Genomic DNA, 25,684 nt, shown 5'->3' with positions numbered 1-25,684 from the left:
AACTTATACTTTGACCGTTACCGACAACTGTTCGACACAAACCAATTCGGTTACTATTTTGCAACCGGGTGCAACTTTAGCTCTTGCAGCTTCTTCTAAAACAGATGTTAGTTGTTTTGGATTTAGCACTGGAACGGTAACAGCCGGCGCGGTAACCAATGCCGTTGGAACGGTTTCTTATTCTTGGAAAAATGCTTTAAATGTTTCAGTTGGAACTTCCGCTTCGATTTCTAATCTTCCGGCGGGAACTTATACTTTGACCGTTACTGATAATTGTTCGACTCAAACTAATTCGGTTACTATATTACAGCCAACTGCGGCTCTAGCTCTTGCAGCTTCTTCTAAAACAGATGTTACTTGTTTTGGTTTTAGCACTGGATCTGTAACAGCTGGTTTAGTTACTAATTCTGTTGGAACTGTAAATTATGTTTGGAAAAACGCTTTGAATGTTTCGGTGGGAACTACGGCTTCTGTTTCGAATCTTCCGGCGGGAACTTATACTTTGACTGTTACCGATAATTGTTCTAATCAAACAAATTCGGTTACTATATTACAACCGGGTGCGGCTTTAAGCGCTACAACAAGTCAGGTAAATGTTGGTTGTGGCGGCGGTAATAACGGATCTGCAACTGTGAATGTTTTAGGTGGAACTTCAGGATATACTTATTCTTGGGACACAACTCCAGTTCAAACTTCTGCAACTGCAAGCGGGCTTATTGCAGGAACTTATACAGTCGTTATTAAAGATGCTAATCTTTGTACCATCTCTAAATCAGTAACTATTACTGATGGAGATGCTGTTAAACCAATTATAGATCCTTTGCCTTTGGCTTCTACAATTAATTGTCCTGCTTTACCGGTTTTTGCAACTGCGACTGCAACGGATAATAATGGTACAATTTCTTCATTAACATATGACGATGTGGTTACTCAAGGTACTTGTGTGGGTTCATATACCACTACAAGAACATGGACTGCTGTAGATGCTTGTGGAAATATTTCTCTTCCTGTTAGTCAGGTTATTAATGTGCAGGACATTACTGCTCCAACATGGTCAACTGCGGTGGCTTCTTTAAATAAAACTATCGAATGCAGTGATGCGGCGGCTTTAACTTCCGCGCAAGCGTTATTTCCAATAGCTTCTGATTTATGTGATAGCGATGTTTCGGATATTGTAAAAGTGAGCGGTGCGTTTGTAGCCTCGGCAGATTGTTCGAATACAGGAACGTATATCAATACTTGGACAGTAAAAGACGATTGCGGAAATACTTCTGACACTTTCACGCAAGTGATTACGATTGAAGATACTTCGGCTCCAACTTGGTCAACTGTTGTTTCTTCTTTAAATAAAACTATCGAATGCAGTAATGCGGCTGCTTTAACTTCCGCGCAAGCGTTATTTCCAATAGCTTTAGATTCATGTGATAGCGATGTTTCGGATATTGTAAAAGTGAGCGGTGCGTTTGTGGCTTCGGCAGATTGCTCGAATGCGGGAACGTATACCAATACATGGACAATGAAAGACGATTGCGGAAATACTTCTGATACTTTCACGCAAGTGATAACAATTCAGGATACTTCGGCTCCAACTTGGTCAACTTCGGTGGCTTCTTTAAATAAAACTATCGAATGCAGTAATGCGGCGGCTTTAACTTCCGCGCAAGCGTTATTTCCAATAGCTTCTGATTTATGTGATAGCGATGTTTCGGATATTGTAAAAGTGAGCGGTGCGTTTGCAGCTTTAGCAGATTGTTCGAATGCAGGAACGTATACCAATACCTGGACAGTGAAAGACGATTGCGGAAATACTTCTGATACTTTCACGCAAGTGATAACAATTCAGGATACAACTAAACCAACATTTATAGGAGATCTTCCAAAAGACATTACGGTTTCTTGCGATGCTGTTCCTGAACCTGCAAATATTGAGGCTAATGATAATTGCAATGGTAATTTACCGATCGTTTTTAGTGAAATTAAAAGTGATATTGTAAACGGTTGTTCTACTAATTATACTTTAACACGCACCTGGACCACTAGCGATTGTAGCAAAAACACAGCTACTTATACTCAGATTATAACGGTGAGAGATACAACTGCTCCTACTGGAACAGCTCCTGCTGATGTATCTAATTTACAAACAATTGCAGATATTCCGGTTGGAAACTCTGGTGATATCAAAGATGCTGCTGATAATTGCAGTAGTACGGTAGATATTATTGTAAGTGATTCTAATAATGGAGGAAGCGGTTGTGACGGAAATGCTTTTATCTTAACCAGAACCTATACATTGACTGATTGTGCCGGTAATAAAACCGAATTGAAACAAACTTTTACTGTCGAAAATAAAGTTTCGGTTTCGGGAGTTGCTTCGCATGTAACTTGTCTTGGAGGAAAAGATGGTTTAATATTAGTTACTAATAGTCCGGGATCGACTGTTGTTATTAGAAATGAAAATAATGAGGTTGTTGGTAATACTAATTTACCGGCAGGAATCTACACGCTTACAGCAACATCATCTGTAAATACCGGTAGCGAAACTTGTTCTGCAACGGCAACGGTTGTGATTTCTCAGCCAACTTATACGGTTAAAATATCCGGACAAATTATAAACAAAGACACCAATACGCCAATTGCAAATGTACCTGTTACTTTGGTTCCGCAAGGTACTACGGCTGGACCTATTTTATTACGCATCACAGGTGCCGATGGTTTATATAATTTCTCAGGAATGGTTGCCGGAAGTTATTTGGTTCAGGTTCAGGATGCCAACTTGAATAGTGCATATCAATTATATCCTGTCGATTCAAGTTTATTCTTTACTACACTTGAAGATTGTAAAATTCAGGAACATAATTTTGAATATGGAAAATCAACTTTACCGGTTTTAGGAGATTATGTTTGGTATGATACCAATGGCAACGGAATTCAGGATGAATGGTATGATGCTAATAATGATGGCATTGTAACTAAAAATATTCCTGACGGAAACGGAGCAATTGATTATAGCCAATGGGAATGGATTGACCTTAATGGTGACGGAAGTTATGCAGGACCATCAAATGTGGGCGAATTGAATGCAGGAGGTTTTGGAAATGCCTTGAGTGCTAATGTTATTATTGATGGCCCTAACGGATATCATCAGGAAGTAATTGTGGGTATTGAAGGATTTTGGAGAGACAGACCTGATAGTGCAAATCCTTATGGAGATTACACTATTAAACTGGTAAAAGATGCTAACCTTGATGCAGTTGCTGCCACCTTAGGAGCGTCTGGATTAGTCAAAGTTCTACCTTCAATTACTAATAAAAAAGTGACGAATAAAAACGGTAAATCGCAATTGCATACGGTTTGTAGCACAACTGGTGGTGCAACTGGGTATATTGTAACGATAACCCCGGAAGATTTAGTTCACTTGGATGCTGACTTTGGAGTAAATTGTAAAGTCTTCTCTGACATTGTGGCCAATGATGATACAGCGGGACCAATTGCGGGAGTGAATCACATTACGAAAAATGTACTAAATGTATTGCCTAATGACACGCTGGAAGGTGTAGTTGTAACAGCATCTGATGTTATTATTACAACAGTAACTCCAAATGAGTTTTTACAATTAAACACAGACGGATCTGTAGATGTTTTAGCAAATGCTCCGGTTGGAACTTTGACATTAGTATATCAAATTTGCGAAGCCGACCAAACAACAAACTGTGATACCGCAACAGTTACTGTAACTATAGAAGCTCCGGTAATGACTGTAACCGCGACTCCAATTTGTGTTAACGATGTTCCTTACATTGATTATGTGGTAACTCCTGTAAATTTTACTCCTGTAAACGGTGTAACAATTGCATGGGCAAACAATAACAATACTGTTATTACTACAATGAATGATTTACCACTTACAGGACGCCTATTATGGCCGGGAGCAGTAGTGGATCAAACCGGAAAAGGTATCGACTGGCCAGGTTGGGTTTTTCAGGACAATAAATGGATTGAAGCACCAGACGGATTTGAAACACTTCGTCCTCTTGCCAAATTGATAATTTCTACCAATCCTACCGAGACAATAACTATAGAGTATCCAAAAGCGGAACCTTACTGTACTGCCAGACCAACATTTGCTATTGTCGCAAATGATGACAACGCAGGACCAATAAACGGACCTACAGGAGCAACAAACGTTATAAATGTATACAACAATGATAGTTTGAATGCTAGTGCAATAATTCCAACTGATGTTACACTTACAATTGTAACACCGGATCCTAAAGGAGCCTTGACATTAAATCCTAATGGTTCTGTTGATGTTGCAGCCGGAACTCCTCAGGGAACTTATACGCTCACGTATCAAATATGCGAAAATGCAGATGCGGGGAACTGTGACACAGCAATCGTAACAGTTATTGTATCTGAACCTGCTGCGCCGCCAACTCCGGTTATCGCTACAGATGATGTTTACACTAATATAGGCTGTAACACATTTGGATTAGTTGGAAATGTTTTGGCAAACGATTTTAAAGGTATTACCAGAGCAACATTAGAACTGGTAAACTTTACCTTATTGAATTCAAATAATAATGCTAAAACAGATCCAAACATCACTTTTGATACCTTAGGAAATGTAACGGTATCTGGTTTAACTCCGGCAGGAACTTATACTTACAGCTATCAAATTTGTGATAAGCTAAGTGCTGATAACTGCGATACTGCAACGGTTACGATAACGGTTGTACCAAATGGTATTGTAAATATTTCAAGTCAAGCTTGTAATGATGATTCAACTCTTATTGATTTACTTTCTCTATTGCCCGAAAACACACCTTCAACAGGAGTTTGGATTGATTCTAATAACAGCAATGCGATACAAGGAAATACTTTTAATGCACTTGGTTTAGCACTTGGCAATTACACATTTGAATATAAAATAACAGATCAAAATTGTCCAAGAAGCATTTTACTGAACATGGAAATTAATGATGATTGTAAAGTATTAGCGTGTGGAAATGTTGTGGTACATAACGCCTTTTCTCCTAATGGCGACGGAATGAATGACGTTTTCAAAATTGATAGTATTGATGACATCACTTGTTATCCTGAAAACAATGTAGAGATCTACAATCGTTGGGGAATATTAGTTTTTGAAACTGATAATTATAACAACACCACCAACGCATTTGATGGACTATCAAGAGGAAGAACAACTGTTAAGCAATCTGACGGATTACCAACCGGAACTTATTTCTACATTATTAATTACAAATCGTTAGATGGAAATAATGTACTTCAAAATAATAAAAAAGATGGGTATTTATATTTATCAAAATAAAATCGATAGTAATAATAATATAATAATATCTACTATGAGAGCAAAATTATATTTCTTCGTCATAATGTTTACAGGCATCGCCGGTTATGCACAACAAGATGCACAATATACGCAATACATGTACAACACCATAGCTGTCAATCCTGCGTATGCAGGATCACGAGGAGCCTTGAGTATTTTTGGACTATACCGTACTCAATGGGTAGGACTCGACGGAGCACCTGAAACCAGCAGTTTTTCTGTTAATACTCCCATCAGCAACAGCAATTTGGGAGTGGGAGTTTCACTGGTAAATGATAAAATAGGGCCCATTAACGAAAACAATCTTTCGGTTGATCTTTCCTATACTGTACAGACCTCACCTGATTTCAAATTATCATTTGGGATCAAGGGAACGGCCAATTTATTTAATCTGGATATCAACAAGCTAAATCCTGAAAGTCAGGGCGATCCGCAGTTTCAGGATCTCGACAATAAATTCTCTCCCAATGTAGGAGCCGGTATTTACTGGCATTCTGATAAGGCCTACATAGGTTTATCAGTTCCTAATTTTATCGAAACCAATCGATATGATGATAATGACATTGCCATTTTTAAGGATAAAATCAATTATTATTTAATGGCTGGATATGTATTTGACCTGGATAAACTGGAGTACATCAAATTCAAACCCGCTGTCCTGACTAAAATGGTCCAAGGAGCGCCACTTCAGGTTGATGTATCGGCCAACGTTATGTTTATGGAAAAATTTGTGGTGGGAGTAGCTTACAGATGGAGTGCCTCATTAAGTGCTATGGTAGGTTTCCAGATTACAGACGGACTTTATTTAGGATACGGTTATGATCGTGAAACCACCAACCTAAACAATTATAATTCAGGATCACATGAGATCTTCGTGCGTTACGAGTTCTTTAAAAACAACGGTAAAATGACAACCCCTCGTTTCTTCTAAAAATAATAATTATGAAAAAATATATACTTCTCTGCTTAATAATAATCTGTTTTTCATTCGACAGTTACGCCCAGGATTCCAAAACAGCTGCCGGAGACAAAAAATACGACAGTTATGCGTATATCGATGCTATTAAAACCTATGAACGCGTAGCCGAAAAAGGATACAAATCTGAGGATATGTTCAAAAAACTGGGTAATTCCTATTATTTCAATTCTGATTTTGATGGTGCTGCCAAATGGTACGGTGAACTTTTTGCGATGAATACCGCTGTAGAACCAGAATTTTATTACCGGTATGCTCAATCCTTAAAATCAACAGGACAAATAGATAAGGCCAATAAAATCCTTTCTGAATTTAATGCTAAATTCAAAAACGACAACAGGGGAAAATTGTACAAAGAAGATGTCAATTATCTGGATCAGATAAAAGCCAATTCAGGTCGTTACACTATTGAAGATGCCGGAATCAATTCTAAATATTCCGATTACGGATCTTTCGTTTATGACAACAAAATCTATTTTGCTTCGGCCAGGGATACCGGAAACTTCTCGCAGCGCAAACACAAATGGACAAATGAATATTTTACCAATCTGTATTTTGCAGATGTGGATGCCACAACAGGTAAAAGCGTCAAAGTCAATACATTCAAAACATCCATTAATACCAAATTCCATGAATCTTCTCCGGCTTTTACCAAAGATGGCAAAACAGTTTATTTTACCCGAAACAATTATGTAAACGGTAAAAAAGGAAAAGATGAAAATAAAATTACTTTAATAAAAATATACAAAGCCACACTGGATAATAACGGCAAATGGGGAAATAGTATCGAACTTCCTTTTAACAGTGATAATTATAGTGTTGGGCATCCTGCGTTGAGTGCTGATGAGAAAACCTTGTACTTTGCCTCTGATATGCCCGGAACATTCGGACAGTCTGATATTTACAAAGTAAGTATTAATGGAGAAAGTTATAGTGCGCCACAAAACCTGGGCACTTCTATCAATACCGAAGGCAAGGAAACCTTCCCTTACGTGACGAGCGAAAACGAAATTTATTTTGCTTCAGACGGTCATCCCGGACTTGGCGGACTCGATGTATTTGTAGGGAAAATTGAAGATAACGGTACCATTAGCAATATTCAGAATGTGGGAAGCGATATCAACTCTCTAAAAGATGATTTTGCCTACAACATAGATCCGGTTTCCCGACGAGGCTATTTCAGTTCTAACAAAGATGGCGGTCAGGGATCAGATGATATTTATAAATTTTTGGAAACCCGAAAACTACAATGCGTTCAGACACTCGAAGGTATCATTACCGATCTGAATACAAATGCCGTTTTACCGGGAACAAAAGTCACTTTGTATGAAGGAACCACAATAAAAAACAGCACGGTTTCAGATAAAGACGGCTATTACACTTTTACGGTGGAATGCGGAAAAACGTATAATGTAAGAGCGGAAAAAGAGGAATACACCACAAGGGAAGTTACAGTTACCATCGGAAAGCTAACCGGCAAAACAAGTCTTCCAATTGCTTTAGAAAAATCAACTTGTAAGGTCACCATTGGCGATGACCTTGGTAAATGTTTTGGTATTAAAATGATTTATTTTGATCTGGATAAATCCAATATCAGAACCGAAGCAGCTTTGGATCTCGAGAAAATCCTCGATGTGCTAAACAACAATCCAACGATGAAACTTGATATTCGCTCGCACACCGATAGCAGAGCTACACATCAATACAATGCAGCTTTATCCAACCGAAGAGCCAAATCAACCATTGACTGGCTGGTTAAAAACGGTGTTGCCAAAAACAGGCTAACCGGAAAAGGATATGGTGAAACACAATTGGTAAATGGATGTTCTGATGGTGTACAATGCAGCGAAGAAGAACATCAAATGAACAGACGAAGTGAGTTTATTATTATGGGATTATAAAAAATAAATTCCAATATTTTAAAAAATCCAAATTCCAATACGTCTATTTGTATTGGAATTTGGATTTTTTTATTTGGGATCTTTCCAGTGTTTGTCTTTAAAAAAAGTCGTCGCAAATCAAAGATTCGCAACGACTACTAAAAACCAACCAGTCCAATAATATTTAAATTTTAGCGAATATATTCGTATAGTATTTTTTTCCGGTTTTAGCATCAGTGGTTACTGCTAAGCCAAAATGAGTAAAATCTCCTACGATATTTTCTTTATGTCCGGGGCTGTCAAGCCACGCTCTTACAGCTGCTTCAGAAGTTTTGTAATTGTAGGCGACATTTTCACCTACTTTTTTAGCTCCTAAAACGCTAATAATATTGTTCGAACGCGAAGTAAAATCATTGTGATCGACAACATTCTTGGCAATCATATAATTATTATGCTCTTCACATTTAAACGAAATATGATTTATTTTTTCTAATGCATTCAAACCAATACTTACCCTGTAATCGTTGATAAGTTTCATGGTTTCAATCTCTGAATCGTTGTACGTGTAGTTCGTAATCAGAGTTTCGGTTGTAGTACTATTATCTGCTCCCTCCGCACTATCTGCAGAGCATGAGTTCATTGTAATAAAAATTACAACGAACATCATGGCACACATCATCTTTTTCATAATCAATAGCAGTTAAAATTAAAGTAAATGTTGGGGCAAATTCCTTAAAATATATTGTAAAAATAAATTGTCTCGTTTTTCTTATTCAAACGTATTCAATTTATCGGTAAACTGCAAAAATAATCGATGAACTACACTATTATTATTATATTAAATATAATTTTCTTACAAACTAAGAAGATAATCTTTCAATCTTCCAGGAATAATCAGATTGACTTTGGTAACGTATTCTGTCATGCAGTCTGTTAGGTCTTCCCTGCCAAAATTCAACCTCTAAAGGAGTGACCAAATATCCTCCCCAATTTTCGGGTCTTGGAATTGACTTTCCTTCAAATTCTGTTTCCAGTTTTTTTAGATTTTCTTCTAAAAAAGTTCTCGACGGAATCACTTCACTTTGATGAGAAACAATCGCCCCCAGCTTACTTCCGTCAGGACGGGAATCAAAATAACCATCAGATATATTCTCAGACGTTTTTTGGGCAATTCCTTTTATAATGACCTGACGCTCCATATCCTGCCAAAAGAAAGACAAACAAACATGAGGGTTTGCCTCAATTGCTTTTCCTTTTTCAGATTTATAATTGGTGTAAAAAATAAATCCCTCTTCGTAGAATTTCTTCAATAAAACCACTCTTGATTTCGGAAAACCATCTAATCCAATGGTAGAAAGTGTCATGGCATTCACCTCTCCGCTTCCGCCGAAATCTTCCACTTCATGAAACCATCTGTTAAAAAGATTAATGGGATCTTCAGGAATATTGGTTTCTAATAATTCGCTCTTTTCGTAAGATTTTCTATAATTGCTTAAATCATTCATTTTTTTAGATCTTTAGATTGTTAGACTGCTTAGATTGTTAGATTTTCTTTTTAAACTAATAATTCATAACTCTAAACTCATAACTTTTTTTACCACTCAAAAGAAACTCCGTCATCGCCTAAAAGTACGTTCGGGAAAATTGCTGCTGCTTCTTCTTTAAAACGTTCAATACCATCGTATCGTGTAGAATAATGACCTAAAACCAAGTTTTTTGCATTGGCTTTAAGAGCAATCATTGCGGCTTCTTTGGCTGTTGAATGTAATGTTTTTAAGGCCAAAGGGGCTTCTGATTCTAAAAAAGTAGATTCATGATACAACACATCAACATCTTTTATAATCGGAATTATCGCTTCATGATAAACCGTATCTGAGCAAAAAGCATAACTCATCGCGGGAATAGGATCAAAAGATAATTTTTCGTTTTCGATTACAGTTCCGTCATCAAGTGTCACATCTCCTCCACCCTTTATTTTTTGATAATAGGCTGTATGAATGTCGTATTGCTGAACAGCCTCAACATTTAGTTTTCTGTCTCCGGGTTTTTCCTGAAATAAAAATCCGTTCGTGTAAACACGATGTTTTAGCGGAATGGTTTTTACGATGACTTTTGTATCTTCAAAAATAACTTCGCTTTCTTTTGACTCTAATTCATGAAAAAACAAATTATAAGTTGTCCAGGATTCCGTCAGTTTCAATTGAAGAAGAATCAATTCTTTAATTCCTTTCGGACCATAAATGTGCAGATCTGTTGTTCTGCCCAAAAGTGAAAAAGTCGAAATAGTACCAATTAATCCGTAAAGGTGATCTCCGTGCAAATGCGAAATAAAAATGTGATTAATCTTCGAGAATTTAATCTTGTTTTTTCGCAATTGTACCTGAGTTCCTTCGCCACAATCAATTAAAAACAATCTGTTCTTAATTTCTAAAACCTGCGAAGTTGGGTTGGTAAGTGTTCTGGGAGTTGCGGCATAACAGCCAAGTATGGTTAATTTCATTTTAGATTGTTGATTGTAGATTTTAGATTGAGTAAGTATATTTTAAGATTGATTTAGTTATTCAAAAATCTAAAATCTGAACTCTAAAATCTAAAATTAAAACCCGAGGTCTCTTTCTATTTCGTCCATTTCGATAATATCATGTGCTTCTAAAAGAGAAGGCACTACGATTAATTTATCCGAAATAGCATTAAAGTCAAGATCAGCGACTACAATTACAAATGACTTTTTAGCTTTTTTTTGCTGTTTTGCAAGTGGTAAAAAAAGCTTAACGTCTTTTTCAGACAAACCTGAATCTGCTGATAAATCGATTATAATATTTTGTTTTTCAAAGGTTTTAAATTGCTGCGTTACTTTTTCAAGGAAAGCATTAAAATCTCCTTGTGTGTTTTTGATTGTAACGGTATGTCCTTTTTGATCTACTTTCATCTTCTTATTTATAGGCGCTATTATGAGAGCTAAGGTACAATTTTTTTAGTTTTCAGTCGCAGTCGCAGTAAACAGTTTTAAACTTGTGTGATTCTAAGTTTTCAGTCGCAGTTTTCCGTAAACATTCGCAGCATACAGTTTTGAGCTTTTAGTACAGTAACAGAAAAAACATTTTCAAATCCGGACAATCCCTGTAAACTGAGACTGAGACTGAGACTGTAAACTAAACCTTATTGAATCTTAGATGCTAATAAATAAATCACCGCCATTCTAATCGCTACACCGTTTTCTACCTGATTTAAAATTACAGAATGATCAGAATCTGCTACTTCAGAAGTAATCTCTACTCCTCTGTTGATTGGTCCCGGGTGCATGATTACGATTTCTTTGTTTAGAGAATCTAATAAGGGTTTATCAACTCCGTATTGTTGTGCGTATTCACGTGTTGACGGGAAGAAATTCACATCCATACGTTCGTTTTGTACACGAAGCATATTGGCAACATCACACCATTCTAAGGCTTTTCTTAAATTGGGTTCAACTGTAACTCCCAGTGATTCAATATATCTTGGGATCAACGTTTTTGGTCCGCAAACTTTTACTTCGGCACCTTGCATTTGCAAAGCGTATATGTTGGATAAAGCTACTCTTGAATGCAGAATATCACCTACAATAACAACTTTTTTTCCGGCTACATCTCCTAATTTTTCTCTGATCGAATAACTGTCTAATAAAGCCTGAGTAGGATGTTCGTGTGCTCCGTCGCCGGCGTTTACAATACTGGCTTTGACATTTTTGGATAAAAAATAAGCCGCTCCGGGATTGGAGTGGCGCATTACAACCATGTCTACTTTCATGGAAAGGATATTATTTACAGTATCAATCAGGGTTTCTCCTTTTTTAACCGAAGACTGAGCTGCCGAAAAACTGATAACATCAGCAGATAATCGTTTTTGAGCCAACTCAAACGAGAGTTTTGTTCGGGTACTATTTTCGAAGAAAATATTGGCAATGGTAATATCTCGTAATGAAGGAACTTTTTTAATAGGCCTGTTAATGACTTCTTTAAAATGATCTGCCGTTTCAAAAATTAGGTTAATATCATTCTCGTTGATGTATTTTATTCCTAATAAATGATTTACGCTTAATTCTTTCATTTTTATTTCTTTAATTTTTATTTGTCAAATTCCTGAAGTTCTAAAAATATTCAGTTCTTCAATGTTTTAAAGAGAAGCTTCTCTATTGAACCATTCTGTCTACAACTTCACTGTAATCCTGGAGATCTCTTGCATCTTCATCAAAAATCTTTTGCCATCTGAAACCCGGAATTTCAATTTTAGTTCTTGCAGAGCCGTCCCATTTTATTTTAAAATCGTTATTTATTAAAACTTCGGCAACTCGCTTTCCTACTTCTATTGTAATTGTATCATCAGAATTATCTACTTTTTGAAAAGCGATATACAAGCCTGGATTTTCAATAGCGATTGCTCTGGCCAAATCCTGTTCATGATAAAAACAATATCCATCAGACTCTATTTCGTTTTCCTGCAATTCTCTTTCAACCTCAACCACTTCATATTCCCCATCTGTTGTCGTATAACCTGCATTATGAAGTGCCAATATATTTTCGTCACACAAGTCATCAAACGCTTTTATAAGCTTTTCAGTATCTGTTGGACTTTCCCATTGTTTACTTTCTGCAAGTAACTTTTGGTATTCTTCTCTTATTTTATCAAAAGCCCACTCTTCTGAAATTTCGTCTGCAAATTCGTTGTCTTCAATTTCTTCTATAATGTTCTCCTGAATCTCATCAAGAGAAAGAAATCCCATTCTGACCTGATTAAAAATTGATTCATAAATAAACGCTTCATTCTCTGTCATATTTTTTTTATTTAATCGTTTATTTGTTGATTTGTTTAAGCGTTTATTTGCTATACCGGTAATCGTTTCTTTCCGATTAAACGATTAAACAAATCACCGATTAAACTTTTAATTCGTTATCAGATAAACGGCGTCCTCGCCTTCATTTTCTTTCCAGCTTACTTTTACTTTTTCGTCGTTTATAGCATCAACCTGACGACCGCGATAATCGGGCTGAATAGGCAAATTACGGCTAAAACGTCTGTCGATTAAAACTAACAATTCGATTTCTGATGGTCGCCCAAAAGACTGAATTGCGGTCAAAGCAGAACGTATGCTTCGTCCGGTAAACAATACGTCATCAATAAAAATGACTTTCTTGTTTTCGACTATAAAATTTATTTGTGTTTTATTGGCTTCCAGCGGTTTATCAGTACGACGAAAATCATCTCTAAAAAAAGTGATGTCCAGATATCCCAAAGAAATCTCCGGTACCTGATATTCGTTTTCCAATATTTGTTTTAAACGTTCAGCTAAAAAAATGCCTCTTGGCTGAATCCCCACTAAAATAGTATCCGAGAAATCAAGGTGTTTTTCGATTAACTGACAAGCCAAACGATGGAGTATGATAGTAACTTCTTTTGAATTAAGTAATACTTTTTGGCTCATAATTAAGTGTGATGTTTGGTTGGGCAAATATACGAAATCAGAATTTATTTGTTGGGGTGTTGGGTGGGGAAATATTTTTTTTTGGAATTAGCACGAAATTGAGACAAATACTTTCTTTTTGACAATGAAAACTTTTCTATTTTAGCTGAAGTGAAATATGTCATTCAAATCTATTTTAAAAAAATTGAACATATATCTGACTTTATCATTCATGTATATTAGTTGCACACTATATTAACTCTCACCCTACACCTCAATAAAGTCTTCGAGACGGCCCCATTAATTAAATTATTGATTAACATAGTTTTGAATGCGAGTTAAATTGCCCAATATCATTTTTAGATATTAAAATTAATTTATAATCCTTGTAATATTTTCTGCTAATTAAGCAACTAATGCATTATATAAATTAATTTCAAAACGATATGAAGAAATGCTTAATGAATAAAAAAAAACGATAGTATGGAAAAGGAATTTTTAGGGCTAATCCATGAAAATCAAAAAATAATATATAAGATTTGTAAATTATATCGGGATAGTAGAGAAGACGAGGAAGACTTATTCCAGGAAATCGTTTACCAACTTTGGAAATCCTATCCAGGCTTTATAAGAGAATCTAAAGTAAGTTCGTGGATATACAGGATTGCTTTATATACTGCTATTGCTACTTATCGAAAATCAAAAATATCTATTGATTATTATGAAGAGTTTCCTGAACATATCCATCCTTCTTATGAAAAGACAATTTCAGAAAATGAGGAACGTTTGTTTTGGGCTTTACGAAAATTAAATGATTCAGAAAAAGCGGTCATATCTCTTTATCTGGAAGACTTCAACTATAAGGAAATTGCAGAAATAACAGGACTAAGTGATAGTAATGTAGGTGTACGATTAAACAGAATCAAAAATAAATTAAAAGAAATATTAAACTAAAAATTATGGAACTAAATGATTTAAAATCAGACTGGAAAAATGCAGGTAAAAATTTCAAAAGCGAAGCAGACTTGCGATTAATGACTAAGATTGTCAATCACCCATCAATAAAAAAAATAAGAACGAAACTGATTATTGAAGCAATTGTCCTATCATTCTTTTTATTTATTTATTATGACTGGTTCGATGGAGACAAAAAACCATTTTATGCGAATGTGTCCTTAGTAGTTGGCTTATTATTATACATTTTTAATGATGTTATTGGTTATATTTCTATAACAAGACCTATTAAAGACACTAATTTGAAACTATCCCTTCAAAACTATTTGCTGAGAATAGAGCGACTATCAATTTCTTCAGTAATTATAACATTTCTATATAGCATCTCAATAATTATTTTTTTTACATCAGTAATAACTTTTACAAAAGAAAAAGGATTAATATTGATATTTAGTGTAGTTCTTGTGGTTCAATTTATTCTATTATCTTTAAGAATGTGGACTAAATGGATTAAAAATTTGAAGATTCAAGTAAGGGAATTTAATATTGATGAAGAATCTTAGTTTGTATTTGTTCAAGAAAACACAAGCTGCAACAGAAAGTTTGACAAAATGCAGGGTTTGCTTCTATGAAACATTTGTATGAAATCGATATGTGCAATGATAGCGCGGAAATTCTTTCCGTGCCCGCAAGGTATATTAGCTTTACTAATTTATCATATATATATTAAGTAATATTTTCAATCCTTCTTTCGCACACAACAAACACATTACCAATAAATTGAATAAAAAAAATATTTCTTTTTTTATATATTTGATAAAACAAAAAACACCAAACATCATGAGAAAAATAATCGTCATAACTATGATTACAATCGATGGCGTAATGCAGGCACCTGGCGGGCCTGAAGAAGATACTTCTGGTAGTTTTGAATATGGAGGCTGGGTCGCGCCTTTTGGAGATGAAGAATATGGCAATGTCATGCAGGAACAAATGAAACCTGCCGATATTCTTTTGGGCAGAAAAACATTTGATATTTTTGAAGACTATTGGCCCAAACATGCAGAAGGATGGCCGGGAATTAATGACGTTACCAAATACGTTTTGTCTTCCACCAGAAATAACTCTGATTGGGAAAATACCAAATTTCTTTCGACTATAGAAGACATCCAAAAGCTCAAAAATTCAGAAGGCGGAGACATTAAAGTTTGGGGAAGCGCAACACTTGTTCAACACTTGCTTCAACATGATTTAGTTGATGAACTTGTACTCTTAATTTATCCTATAATTTTGGGCAAAGGGAAGAAATTGTTTGATGATAGTTCAACTCCTGCAGGATTTACTTTAATAGAAAGTACAGTTACACCAAGCGGCGTTATTGCTGTAAGTTATAAACGAGCGGGAGAAGTAAAAACAGGAACTATTGGGGAATAAAAAGTCTTCCATTTTAATGATAAACAGAACTAAACAACTCAAAATCACCGGAGGAATTATTTGGCTTTTAGAACTTATTCACGGAAAAGATTATTTAGCACCTAAATTAAGTCATTTAAGAACCTTACAAGAAGGAACCGTTGGACGTGAAGTTGCAGAAATGCTAGACAATAAAAACTATCGATTAATTCCGAAATTTGAAAATCACGATCTAAAGCACATTGTTTTAGAATATGAAATGACAATAAGGATGAAATCAGAATGCAGGCCTATTTAATTGGAAATGGTAATTTTACTTTTCCTTGTTTAATATTCTTTTCTTTAAGCCTATTTTATCCCACAATATGGAAAGATTTGGGAAACGAATATCAAACGGGAAAAGTTTCAAAATCAATTCATTTTTTAACTTTAGATCATTGTATGACATTGCAATTAGCAGACATCAAAAATGAATATGGCAGAAAAAATAGTCAATTTAAAAATATAAAAAAATGAAAGTAAAAGTCATAGGAATCCCAGTTCAAGATCAGGAAAAGGCATTACAATTTTATACTACAAAATTGGGTTTCATAAAAAAAAATGATGTGCCTTTAGGCGAAGGCAACAGATGGTTAACGGTAGTTTCTAAAGATGAACCAGATGGTGTTGAAGTTTTATTAGAACCATCACCTAATCATTTTGAACCAGCAAAAACATATCAAAAAGCGTTGTTTGATGCCGGAATTCCGTACACGCAATTTAATGTGGATGATCTTCAGGAAGAATATGATCGTCTTGTAGATCTTGGCGTAGAATTTAGCATGAAACCAACTGAAATGGGAAATGTGAAAATTGCCATTTTGGATGATACTTGTGGAAATAAAATTCAGCTTATTAAAATATTGTAACGATTCAACCTTCTATAAACTGGATTAAAATCCAGCCCTACAATATGGGTCGAGCCTATGGCTCTTTTTTGAATATCTATTAGGGTTAATCAAAATCATAGAACTTTTGAATTAAATTATGTAATACATTTTTTTGTTGTTTGAAGTAATTTTAATCTAACGATAATTAGAATACTAAATTCTTTTTAAAACACTAAAACAGCAAAATCATGCAAAAGAACATTACACGTTTGTTAATGGTATTCGTAATACTATTTTCATTTACAAGTTGCGAAGTTATTGGAGACATTTTTAAAGCCGGAATGGGATTCGGGATTTTTATCGTCATCTTTATTGTTGCGATCATCATCTTTATATTCGCTAAGCTTTTTGGCAAGAAATAAACATAAAAAAATCCCGATCGGTCACGATCGGGATTTCTTTTTTATTTAAAGCTATATTTTATTTAGCGTACATTTTTGTTCTTAATTCCTGAACTTTTTCGTCGTCAAGATATTCATCAAATGTCATATAACGATCGATTGCTCCGTTTGGCGTAAGCTCTACTACTCTATTACCAACAGTTTGTGCAAACTCGTGGTCATGTGTGGTAAAAATTACAGATCCTTTGAAGTTTTTTAGCGAGTTATTGAAAGCTGTAATAGACTCCAAATCTAAGTGATTCGTTGGTTCGTCCAGCATTAGGATATTCGCTCTTTCCATCATCATTCTAGAAAGCATACAACGTACTTTTTCTCCTCCTGATAATACGCGGCTTGTTTTTAAAGCTTCTTCTCCAGAGAAAATCATTTTCCCTAAGAATCCTCTAATAAATACCTCATCGCGCTCTTCTTCTGTTTTTGCGTATTGTCGTAACCAGTCTACCAATGTCAAATCGTTCTCAAAAAACGAATGGTTTTCTGCCGGCAAATACGCTTGATTGGTTGTAATTCCCCAATCGAAAGTTCCTGAATCTGCTTTTTGCTGGCCGTTTAAAATTTCGTAAAATGCTGTTGTAGCACGTGAATCTTTAGAGAAAAGAACAATTTTATCGCCTTTTGCCATATTCAAATTTACTCCTTTAAACAAAAGATCACCTTCTACAGAAGCTTCCAAATTTTCAACATTCAAAATCTGATCTCCTGCTTCACGATCCTGATCAAAAATAATCGCTGGATAACGACGGCTAGAAGGTTTGATATCTGAAATATTCAATTTAGAAATCATTTTTTTACGAGAAGTTGCTTGTTTAGACTTGGCAACGTTCGCACTAAAACGACGAATAAATTCTTCTAATTCCTGTTTCTTTTCTTCGGCTTTTTTGTTTTGCTGAGCACGTTGTTTTGCCGCTAACTGGCTAGACTCGTACCAGAACGTATAGTTTCCTGAGTAGTGATTAATTTTTCCAAAATCGATATCAGAAATATGTGTACACACTGAGTCTAAAAAGTGACGGTCGTGAGATACTACGATTACTGTATTTTCATAATTGGCTAAGAAATTTTCTAACCAGGCGATTGTCTCGAAATCCAGATCGTTGGTAGGCTCATCCATAATAAGCAAATCCGGGTTTCCAAAAAGTGCCTGCGCCAAAAGCACACGAACTTTAATTTTTCCCTCAAGATCACCCATTAATGTATAATGATGCTCTTCGTTGATGCCTAAGTTAGACAACATCGATGCAGCGTCAGAATCTGCGTTCCAACCGTTCATTTCTTCGAACTGAACCTGAAGCTCTCCAATTCTGTCTGCGTTTTTATCGTTGTAGTCTAGATAAAGTTCATCCATTTCTTTTTTAACAGCATACAAAACTTTATTTCCCATCAGAACAGTTTCCAAAACCGTATGCTCGTCGAACATATTGTGATTTTGGTTTAAAACCGACATACGTTTTCCCGGTTCTAAATGAATGTGGCCAGAAGTTGGATCGATATCGCCCGAAATGATTTTTAGAAAAGTAGATTTTCCAGCACCATTGGCTCCAATAACTCCATAAATATTTCCGTGTGTGAATGTGGTATTTACTTCGTCAAACAAAATTCGTTTGCCAAATTGAACTGATAAATTATTGACTGTTAACATGAATGTCTTTTTAATTAATTTGGTGCAAAAGTACGGAAAAAGGTTCAAAGATGCAAAGGGGCTAAGGTTCTAAGTTTGTACCATGCAAAGAAAATTTCTCGCAAAGACGGAAAGGTGCAAAGAAAACATACTTTGCGTTGAAAATCTTTACCATATAAGTAATATAAGTTCTTTTAAAGCTAAACCTAATAACTTAAAAAAGCCAATAAAAAACTTTGCTACTTTGCTCCCGATAGTTATCGGGATTGCGAGATTAATTCAACAGCTACATACGTTCATATAAGCAAACTTATAATTTCTTATATCACTTATATGGTTTAAAAAAATTACAATTTACTTTCTTTCTCTAAAGCGACTTCAAGACTTTCGAAATTAGGCAACACTTTTGCAATAATTCCTTCTTTGTTTAAAATGAAATGGGTTGGGAATGAATTGAGTTGTAATGCTTCATTCATATACACTTTCATGTTTGGAATTACTGAATATGCTAAAGGCCTTTTGGCTAAAAATGCTTTTAATTTTTCCGGAGCATCTTCGGCGAGGCTTATAAAAAGAATGTCTTTTCGGTCTTTGTATTCTTGTACCAGTTTGTTTACCTGTGGAAATTCTTTGATGCATGGCGTGCAGTGAATGTACCAGCATTTGATAACGATGATTTTTCCTTTCATGGATTCGTTTGAAACCAGATTTCCGTTTAAATCTCTGAAAGAGAATTTAGGAAATTGAGTTCCTTCCATTTCAAAATTCTTGTGTGCATCGAAACCAATTTGATTGATGGTGGCTTTTATGCTGGTATCTGAATTGGGCTGAATTTCGAATAATTTATAATAGTATTTTGAATCATCTGATTTTAATCGGATTGGGATGAAGTTTTCGTTTGCCAATTGATTTAGGAAGGATTCTTTTGAAATTTCTTTTGAATTTGAATCGAATGCTATAAAATCTCTCGAAAGCATGATGTTTTTGCTTTGATACGCAGACCAATCTGTATATATTTTTTGAATTTGAATTGGGTCTACTTCAGGTGTTTCGTGGTTTGATTGAGCGAAACTTGTGCTGAAGATTAGAAATGCTATGATGAAGCTGATTGATTTTTGCATGAAGTTTTTAATGGAATTACAGGGATTCAAAAGTACTTAAAATTGTTTGTATTTTGAGTGTAATAGCTAAGAAATGGCACACGGATGACACGGATTCGCTCTGCGAAAACGCGGATTTATGTCATTGCGAGGAACGAAGCAATCTCACTTGCTAAATCAATTGATAGTGTGGTTGCTTCGTTCCTCGCAATGACGCAGATTGAGGTTACTTTGCTTCTTTAATGGCTCGCAGATTTTGCAGATTAAGCGGATTTACACTAATTTATTCTCCTTTTATCTTATGAAAAACGAGTGCCATAGCCCTGATAGAAGCGGTATCCTTTTATTTTTTTCCTTTAAAAAAATAAAAGATACAAGTGGATAGCAGGAAATAGCTCCTAAAAAAAATGATTATTAATTTTACTTCACTTTAAAACATAAAAAAAACCTGACAATATAATTGCCAGGTTCATAATGCTCGCCTCCGGGTGAAAACCAAATAACAAATCACCCAAATTTGATGCATTTATTCGAAATAAAAACTAGATTAAAAAATAAATAACCAAACTCAATTTTAACCGTCCTAATTTTTTTATTTCTAAATTTTCATTCCTTTAATTAATTTAAAAAGTTCATTACTTTCAGTGATTTTTTGTTTCCTGCTCTATCTGTTACGATCACTACAAATATTTGTTTTGTTGAGAAACTGTAATTTTGAAGCAGTACTTCTTTATTATTCTGAATGTTTTTATGACTCACCAATAATTGCCCGATGGTATTGAATACCTCTACCTGAGCGATATCCTGGGTGTCATTTGTAACTGATAATGCATCGTTTTTGAAATAGGCCACGGTTGTATTATTTGCTTCAATTTTATCTACTGACAGTTTTTTTGCTGTTGACTGCGAAGCAAAATAAGCGGCATAGGCTTTCGATAATTCAGATGAATTACCACAAGAAGATGCATCCCAATTTACAGACCAGGTCATTAAACCTCTTAAAGAAGGATATGGTCCGCCTGGCTGCATGGTGTAGGTTCTTCCTGAAAACGTGGTTCCGTTTCTTAAATAATCCATAGCACTAATTCCTTCTGCCGGCGTTAAATAACCGCTGCCTGCTGCACTTGGACAAGCTGGTAATGCAATAAGAACTTTTGAGGCCGGTAAACCGTCAAAACGCATTCCTGTTGTACCTATGTTATATCCTTTTATCACCATATCGGTTAGGGCTGTTACCATGTTTGCTTTTTTAGCTGAACCATAATATTGACCATCTAATCCGTTTTCTCCTCCTGTATTATACAATTGTACCGCTAACAAATCTAATTCATTACGCAAGTTTTGAATGATTGGCAGGAAGGAACCAAAAGTATCCGTGTAGGTAGAATATCCTCCTTGTACGTATTGTGTTTCCGGAGCTGCTGTTAATAAAAATCCAGGGCCGTAGTACGCTTTTAATTCTTTGAAAGCATCTACTACGTTTTTTAATCTTGGATAAGCAGAAATACCCGCATACGAAATATCTCTTAAACCTCCTGCATTAAAATTCATCGATCCGCCTTCAAAATCAATATCAACTCCATCAAATTGATACTCATCGATAATGGCTTTTAGACCATTAACAAAAATATTTTTTTGCGTTACATTGTCTAAAACAACATGACCATTTTGACCTCCAATAGAAACAATAACAGGAACGCCGCTATCTCTTAGGGATTTTATATCGTTTTTCAACAATTGCTTATTGAAAACACCATTGGTCAGATATCTAGTGTCATTTGTAGTTAATACTGGTGTATAACCATCACGATTAACGGTTTCTACGAAAGAATAATCGACTACGTTAAACTTACTTCCCACCATTTGAGAGAAGTATAAAAACGGAGCTCCTGCATTTTCCCAGGAATGTGCATATCCTAAAATAATTTTGGATGGAAGCGGGATAAATCTATTCGTGCTCACCGGAGCAATTTTAATGGTATTGTTTAATGTAGTTACAGCAGCTTTATTATCTGTTGCTTTGATTACAACCGGATAATCCTGATAAGCAGATGGAGTAAAATTATACGTGTAAGTATTATTTGTACCTGCTGTCATGTTGAATGTACCTCCATTTATTGTAATAGTAACACCTGAAACTGATCCGTCACTATCTACAGCTGTAACTGAAATTGGCACAACCTGGAAAGAACTCTGGTTTACAGTACTCGATGGTGAATTCCAAGTAATTACAGGCAATGAATTAGGACAAGTTGTTCCTGAACATTGTAAAGAGAATGCTTTAGTGTTTTCGGCTGTTGTACCACTTGATGAAGTTACTGTTGCTTTCAACGTATAATTTTTGTTGAAATCTGCTGCAACCGGTGTCCAGTTTGCTACATATTCTGTTCCTGAAAGTGCTGCTGTAATATTTTGTCCGTTGATATTGAATACTACTGACGAAATAGTTAAGGTTGCATCTACACTTGCAGTTGCTTTCAACTGAATTGCAGTTCCCGGAGCTATAGCAACCGTTGCCAATGATGGACTTGTAATAGTTACCTGAGGTGGCGTAATTGTAACTGTATTGGTGTTGAAGTTGTAAACCGTTGGAGCTGTTGGCATTGCAAAATTTACCAGATTATTGGGGAAATATGCGGTATTATTGTTCTCCCAACCATTTAGTTTTAAACTTAAAACCTGTGTATAACCTGCTGTAACTGTATTATCAAAAGTATAATTTCCTGACGCATCTGTTGTTGCAAGGACACTTTTCCAGTTATGCGTATTATCTGTCCAGGGCACTACTAATTCTACTTTAGCTCCTGCAACCGGAGTTGTACCATTTTTGACAGTTCCGCTAATTAAGTTAGTACTTGCCAGTGCTGCTCTTGCACTAGAACCTGTACTGAAGTTGTAAACTGTTGGGTTTGCAGGAACGGCAAAATTGGCCAGATTATTAGGTAGGTAAACTACTTCTCCGTTTTCCCAAGTGTTTAATTTTAAACTTGTAATTGTGGTATATCCTGCTACAACTGCGTTGTCAAAACTGTATTTTCCCTGAGCATCTGTGATGGCAATAACGCTTTTCCAAGGATGTGTATTATCTGTCCATGGTAAAACTATTTCTACTTTGGCACCAGAAACAAAATTTGCTCCATTTTTAACCGTTCCGCTAATTTTACCTGAAGGAGTTACAATAACATCCTGAGCAAAGTTTAGTGTTTTGTTGGCCACTAAATTGGTATAAACTGTTGAAGCCGGTGTAAACGTTTGTCCTGTTAAAGTTGCTGTTACGGTATAATTTCCTCCAGAAGGCAAACTAAGCGAATAAACACCGCTTGCGTTTGTAACTGCTGTGAAATTTCCGGTTGTAGAAGTGGCTGTAACTGTTACGCCCGAAACCGGAGTCGTATTGTTTACAACAGTTCCGCTTACTGTGTAATTAACAATTGGTGCGCCTTGAATAAAATTCAACGTTTTATTCGCATCAATTGCATTATAAACTGTAGAAGCAGGCGTGTATGAGAATCCTGATTTTGCAGCTGTAACGGTAAAATTAAGTCCAGCGGTTAAACCTGCAACACTGTAAACTCCGCTTGCATTCGAAACTGCAGTTAAAACTGTTGTTCCAGATGTAGCCGAAACTGTTACACCAGAAACCGGAGTTGTTCCGTTAAGAACTGTTCCGCCAACTGTATAAACGGGTTGTGTTCCGTTGATCACTACAGCGGTTTGATTGACTGTTACATTGTTTAAAGTAACCGGAACAAATGTATACGAAGCTTTTAAAGCTGTTAATGTATAATTTTGTCCTGAAGTTAAGTTATTGAATGTGAAATTTCCGCCAGTAGAAACTACAGTTTGCAATACGACATTGCTTGCATTACGTAATTCTACGGTAACATCCGGAACTAAAGCCGATCCGTTTTTTACAGAACCTGCAATACTTACAGTTCCCGGAACTACGCTTCCAAATGATGTATCAACCTGAGTTAATAATGAGTTTGGAATTGAACCTCTGGTATCCTGAGACAATTCCCAAACCATACCTCCGGCAAGATTTTTCGTTTTAATATACTGCACTTTTAAATCCATTGATTGCTTATCTTCATACGAGATAAACTGTTTTAAAGTCGCATTGTATAAATAAGGAACTTTTGTAGTATTATCGAAATAGCGTACCCATCCTGCCGAAGCTGCACTTGGAGTAACCAACATGGTATTTGGATCTAAATAAGGATGTGAATTGGTAACCGGATTCCCGACTAAATCACAAATTTCTATGCTTCCTGATTTTTCGCAGGCTGCCGGACCATCCCACGTTCCTGTTGGATTTTGTGGATTTGTACATCCTGAAACAATATATCTCGGTGCAGAAACGAATAATCCAGGTAAATTAGGATTGGTTCCGTTATTGGCAACATTGTCGAATTTTTTCCCGTAGAAAGGCAATCCCATGATTAATTTATTGGCAGGAAAACCAACTACAGTCAAATATTGATTGGTTAATTCATCCAGAGATTCTGATTGTGCTGCACCATATAGCGGATCGTTTGCGTTTCCACTTCCGTATAAAGGAGCATTGTAGCAGGTTTTATCGAACCAGTTTCCTCCAAAATCATATCCAAAATAAGTGATATAATCGCAATAAGTCGAAATGTCTTCTGTCATTCCGTATTGTGACCTATTGTTTGGCCCTAAGTATTGTTTGGATACGTTTCGAACGTTGTTTCCAGCCGCAATTGTAACTAATTTATTCGGCATTGCCTGACGCATTGCTTTCAATAAATATACTAAGTTTTTGTTGTCGTCCGGGCTGTACTTTTGCGGAGGAATTGGTGCTCCGTTAATTACCTCGGTACCATCTGTTCCTCCGGAAAGAGGATATTCCCAGTCGATGTCGAAGCCATCAATAAAAGGATACGTGGTAATGAAGTTTGCCATGTCTGCAGCCAAAGCGGCTCTTGCAACAGGACTTGCTGCAATTGGAGAAAGATCCTGACCTTTAGTCCATCCTCCTACAGAGATTAAAACTTTTAAATGAGGATACTTTTCTTTCAACTTTTTCAAGTCATAAAAGTTACCTTTTACCGGAGCATCCCAGGGGATTCCGCCTTCCATATGCTCAAAATCGGCATAGCTGTCCAAACATAATAATTTGGTGTTCTCAGGATGGGCCGGATCATAAGTTGTCCCATAAAAAGAATAATTCAAATGCGTCAATTTACTTCCGTCTATTTTGGGGATATTAAAATCCCGGGCATAGATAGACCATTGCGCATAATACCCCACTACCTTTTTGCCGTGAGCTGGTTGGGCTAACGCGAGTAAGGGAAACAGTAACAAAAAAAGCAATCTGTAATAATGTTTCATAGTTAAATTAATATTGGTTAATAGAAAAAAAATAAATATTCCAATTGCAATAAATGGTGCGCCAAAACACGGTACAAAAAAACAACAATTGGGTTTCAATAAATTGCAAATAGAAAACATTGCAACTCACAGGAAATTAATTCATATTACTTCTAAAAATAAATACTACTATTACTGATTTTCCATAATCATTAGTGAATAGCACTGATTGATATTTATTTAAATTCAAAAAAATTAGGTTAGTCATGATAAATTTGGGGTTTATCAATTT

The 25,684-nt window shown here is 35.7% G+C and carries 19 protein-coding genes; 9 read left to right on the top strand and 10 right to left on the bottom strand.

The window, feature by feature from the left end; translation table 11 throughout:
* Positions 1–10 precede the first annotated feature (10 nt).
* From FLP_RS10015 to FLP_RS10005, 3 genes are read left to right on the top strand one after another with little or no spacing between them, the layout of a single operon-like run.
* Positions 11–5,329 carry an HYR-like domain-containing protein gene (locus tag FLP_RS10015; protein ID WP_065449381.1) on the top strand — a complete coding sequence of 1,773 codons (5,319 nt, stop codon included), beginning with the start codon at positions 11–13 and terminating at the stop codon, positions 5,327–5,329.
* 34 nt (positions 5,330–5,363) lie between these two features.
* Complete coding sequence (locus tag FLP_RS10010) at positions 5,364–6,281, top strand: PorP/SprF family type IX secretion system membrane protein (protein ID WP_065449385.1); 918 nt, start codon at positions 5,364–5,366, stop codon at positions 6,279–6,281.
* 11 nt (positions 6,282–6,292) lie between these two features.
* The gene (locus tag FLP_RS10005; protein WP_065449380.1) at positions 6,293–8,227 is read left to right on the top strand and encodes an OmpA family protein; all 1,935 of its coding nucleotides are present in this window, start codon (positions 6,293–6,295) and stop codon (positions 8,225–8,227) included.
* A gap of 163 nt (positions 8,228–8,390) precedes the next feature.
* Here the strand turns inward: FLP_RS10005 and FLP_RS10000 are convergent, their stop codons facing one another.
* The 7 genes from FLP_RS10000 to pyrR form a co-directional block, all read right to left on the bottom strand.
* Positions 8,391–8,894, bottom strand: a complete 504-nt coding sequence (locus tag FLP_RS10000) for a CAP domain-containing protein (protein WP_065449379.1) — start codon at positions 8,892–8,894, stop codon at positions 8,391–8,393.
* 172 nt (positions 8,895–9,066) lie between these two features.
* Positions 9,067–9,711, bottom strand: a complete 645-nt coding sequence (gene pdxH / locus FLP_RS09995; protein WP_065449378.1) for a pyridoxamine 5'-phosphate oxidase — start codon at positions 9,709–9,711, stop codon at positions 9,067–9,069.
* 89 nt (positions 9,712–9,800) lie between these two features.
* The gene (locus FLP_RS09990) at positions 9,801–10,706 is read right to left on the bottom strand and encodes a ribonuclease Z (protein ID WP_065449377.1); all 906 of its coding nucleotides are present in this window, start codon (positions 10,704–10,706) and stop codon (positions 9,801–9,803) included.
* A 96-nt stretch (positions 10,707–10,802) separates the two neighbouring features.
* On the bottom strand, positions 10,803–11,135 hold the full coding sequence (locus FLP_RS09985; protein WP_065449376.1) for a ribonuclease Z: 333 nt from the start codon (positions 11,133–11,135) through the stop codon (positions 10,803–10,805).
* 230 nt (positions 11,136–11,365) lie between these two features.
* The gene (locus tag FLP_RS09980; protein WP_065449375.1) at positions 11,366–12,292 is read right to left on the bottom strand and encodes an aspartate carbamoyltransferase catalytic subunit; all 927 of its coding nucleotides are present in this window, start codon (positions 12,290–12,292) and stop codon (positions 11,366–11,368) included.
* Positions 12,293–12,374: 82 nt separating this feature from the next.
* Positions 12,375–13,016 carry a DUF6891 domain-containing protein gene (locus FLP_RS09975; RefSeq protein ID WP_065449374.1) on the bottom strand — a complete coding sequence of 214 codons (642 nt, stop codon included), beginning with the start codon at positions 13,014–13,016 and terminating at the stop codon, positions 12,375–12,377.
* Positions 13,017–13,124: 108 nt separating this feature from the next.
* Complete coding sequence (gene pyrR, locus FLP_RS09970; RefSeq protein WP_065449373.1) at positions 13,125–13,664, bottom strand: bifunctional pyr operon transcriptional regulator/uracil phosphoribosyltransferase PyrR; 540 nt, start codon at positions 13,662–13,664, stop codon at positions 13,125–13,127.
* 462 nt (positions 13,665–14,126) lie between these two features.
* Here pyrR and FLP_RS09965 point away from each other — a divergent pair, with 462 nt between their 5' ends.
* From FLP_RS09965 to FLP_RS25460, 6 genes are all read left to right on the top strand, one after another.
* Entirely contained in the window at positions 14,127–14,597 is a 471-nt protein-coding gene (locus FLP_RS09965; protein ID WP_065449372.1) for an RNA polymerase sigma factor, read from the top strand.
* Between the two features lie 5 nt (positions 14,598–14,602).
* On the top strand, positions 14,603–15,160 hold the full coding sequence (locus FLP_RS09960; protein WP_065449371.1) for a hypothetical protein: 558 nt from the start codon (positions 14,603–14,605) through the stop codon (positions 15,158–15,160).
* 277 nt (positions 15,161–15,437) lie between these two features.
* Entirely contained in the window at positions 15,438–16,031 is a 594-nt protein-coding gene (locus FLP_RS09955) for a dihydrofolate reductase family protein (protein ID WP_065449370.1), read from the top strand.
* 16 nt (positions 16,032–16,047) lie between these two features.
* Positions 16,048–16,308 (top strand): hypothetical protein, encoded by a 261-nt coding sequence (locus tag FLP_RS09950; RefSeq protein WP_065449369.1) that lies wholly within the window; start codon positions 16,048–16,050, stop codon positions 16,306–16,308.
* 214 nt (positions 16,309–16,522) lie between these two features.
* Positions 16,523–16,918 (top strand): VOC family protein, encoded by a 396-nt coding sequence (locus FLP_RS09940; RefSeq protein WP_065449367.1) that lies wholly within the window; start codon positions 16,523–16,525, stop codon positions 16,916–16,918.
* Positions 16,919–17,127: 209 nt separating this feature from the next.
* Positions 17,128–17,301, top strand: coding sequence for a hypothetical protein (locus tag FLP_RS25460; protein ID WP_165606662.1), 174 nt, complete (start codon positions 17,128–17,130; stop codon positions 17,299–17,301).
* A gap of 58 nt (positions 17,302–17,359) precedes the next feature.
* Here the strand turns inward: FLP_RS25460 and FLP_RS09935 are convergent, their stop codons facing one another.
* From FLP_RS09935 to chiA, 3 genes are all read right to left on the bottom strand, one after another.
* The gene (locus FLP_RS09935) at positions 17,360–18,979 is read right to left on the bottom strand and encodes an ABC-F family ATP-binding cassette domain-containing protein (protein WP_065449366.1); all 1,620 of its coding nucleotides are present in this window, start codon (positions 18,977–18,979) and stop codon (positions 17,360–17,362) included.
* 326 nt (positions 18,980–19,305) lie between these two features.
* Positions 19,306–20,079: a TlpA family protein disulfide reductase gene (locus FLP_RS09925; protein WP_065449364.1), complete on the bottom strand. Its 774-nt coding sequence runs from the start codon at positions 20,077–20,079 to the stop codon at positions 19,306–19,308.
* 597 nt (positions 20,080–20,676) lie between these two features.
* Positions 20,677–25,413 carry a T9SS-translocated chitinase ChiA gene (gene chiA / locus FLP_RS09920; RefSeq protein ID WP_065449363.1) on the bottom strand — a complete coding sequence of 1,579 codons (4,737 nt, stop codon included), beginning with the start codon at positions 25,411–25,413 and terminating at the stop codon, positions 20,677–20,679.
* Between the last annotated feature and the right edge of the window lie 271 nt (positions 25,414–25,684).

Source organism: Flavobacterium piscis, from assembly GCF_001686925.1.
Lineage (GTDB): Bacteria > Bacteroidota > Bacteroidia > Flavobacteriales > Flavobacteriaceae > Flavobacterium > Flavobacterium piscis.
Note: the sequence above shows the minus strand (reverse complement) of the source record. Positions and strands in the feature narration are given on the sequence as shown.